The organism is Edaphosphingomonas laterariae, assembly GCF_900188165.1.
Classification (GTDB): domain Bacteria; phylum Pseudomonadota; class Alphaproteobacteria; order Sphingomonadales; family Sphingomonadaceae; genus Sphingomonas_E; species Sphingomonas_E laterariae.
Genome location: NZ_FZOS01000083.1, coordinates 1 through 1,321 on the forward strand (window position 1 = coordinate 1; position 1,321 = coordinate 1,321).

At 63.4% G+C, this 1,321-nt stretch carries 1 protein-coding gene and 1 other annotated feature; the gene reads right to left on the reverse strand.

Annotated elements, in window-relative coordinates:
- Positions 1-39 precede the first annotated feature (39 nt).
- A protein-coding gene (locus CHB74_RS21460; protein ID WP_089221478.1) for an IS3 family transposase occupies positions 40-1,268 on the reverse strand; the annotation gives its coding sequence in 2 pieces (ribosomal slippage) (positions 40-980 and positions 980-1,268; 1,230 coding nt in all).
- Positions 871-987 (reverse strand) — a sequence feature (AL1L pseudoknot). It overlaps the preceding gene by 117 nt.
- Positions 1,269-1,321: the final 53 nt, after the last annotated feature.

Below are 1,321 nucleotides of genomic sequence, written 5' to 3' on the forward strand. Positions count from 1 at the left end.
TGAACCGCACCGGGTTTGCCGGAGGCTCCGGGGTTTAAGTTACGCGGCCATGGGTGTGTCGTCGAGCATGGCGTAGTATTGCTCTTCGGCTTCAGCAGGTGGGATGTTGCCGATCGGCTCGAGCAGGCGTCGATTGTTGAACCAGTCGACCCATTCGAGCGTCGCATATTCGACGGCTTCAAACGATCGCCACGGCCCACGCCGATGGATCACCTCGGCCTTGTAAAGGCCGTTGATCGTCTCGGCTAAGGCGTTGTCGTAGCTGTCACCGACGCTGCCGACGGAGGGTTCGATCCCGGCTTCGGCGAGGCGCTCGGTGTACTTGATGGACACGTATTGCGACCCTCGGTCGCTATGATGGATGAGACCGGCCCGATGGGCCGGTCGACGATCATGAAGCGCCTGTTCCAAGGCATCGAGGACGAAGCTGGCATGCGCCGTCCTGCTGGCCCGCCAGCCGACGATCCGGCGCGCATAGGTGTCGATGACGAACGCAACGTAGACGAAGCCCGCCCAGGTCGCGACGTAGGTGAAGTCCGACACCCACAGCATGTTTGGCGCCGGCGCGTAGAACTGGCGGTTGACGTGATCAAGCGGACACGGCGCCGCCTTGTCGCCGATCGTCGTGCGCACCGGTTTGCCCCGGATTACGCCTGCCAAGCCCATCTCGCGCATCAGCCGTTCGACGGTGCAGCGGGCTACCGGAAAGCCCTCCCGCATCATCTGGCGCCATACCTTCCGCACACCGTAAACCGCGAAGTTCTCGGCAAACACGCGGGCGATCTCGGGCTTGAGAGCCTGGTCCCGCTGCGCCCGCGCCGATAGGCGCATCGGATCCTGCCGCTGCGCAACTCGTTCGTGATACGTCGATGGGGCGATCGGCAGGACGCGGCAGATCGGCTCGACCCCATAGGCTTCGCGGTGATCGTCGATGAACGCGATCATCGCCGGAATGGGCGGTCGAGCTCCGCCTGGGCAAAATACGCCGACGCCTTGCGCAGGATCTCGTTGGCCTGCCGAAGCTCCCGGACTTCGCGTTCCAGCGCTTTCACCTTGTCGGCGACCTCGGTCGGCACACAGGCACGCTTGCCGCTGTCGACCTCGGCCTTCTTCACCCACTCATGAAGCGTCTGCGGAACGCAGCCGATCTTCTCCGAGATCGAAACCACTGCCGCCCAGCGAGAGGGATGATCCCGCTCATGATCCAGCACCATCCGAACCGCCCGCTCGCGGACCTCAGGTGAAAACTTGTTCGTCGTCTTGCTCATATCGGCTCCACTCTCTCAGGAGATGGAGCCTCCGGCAAACCCGGTGCGGTTCA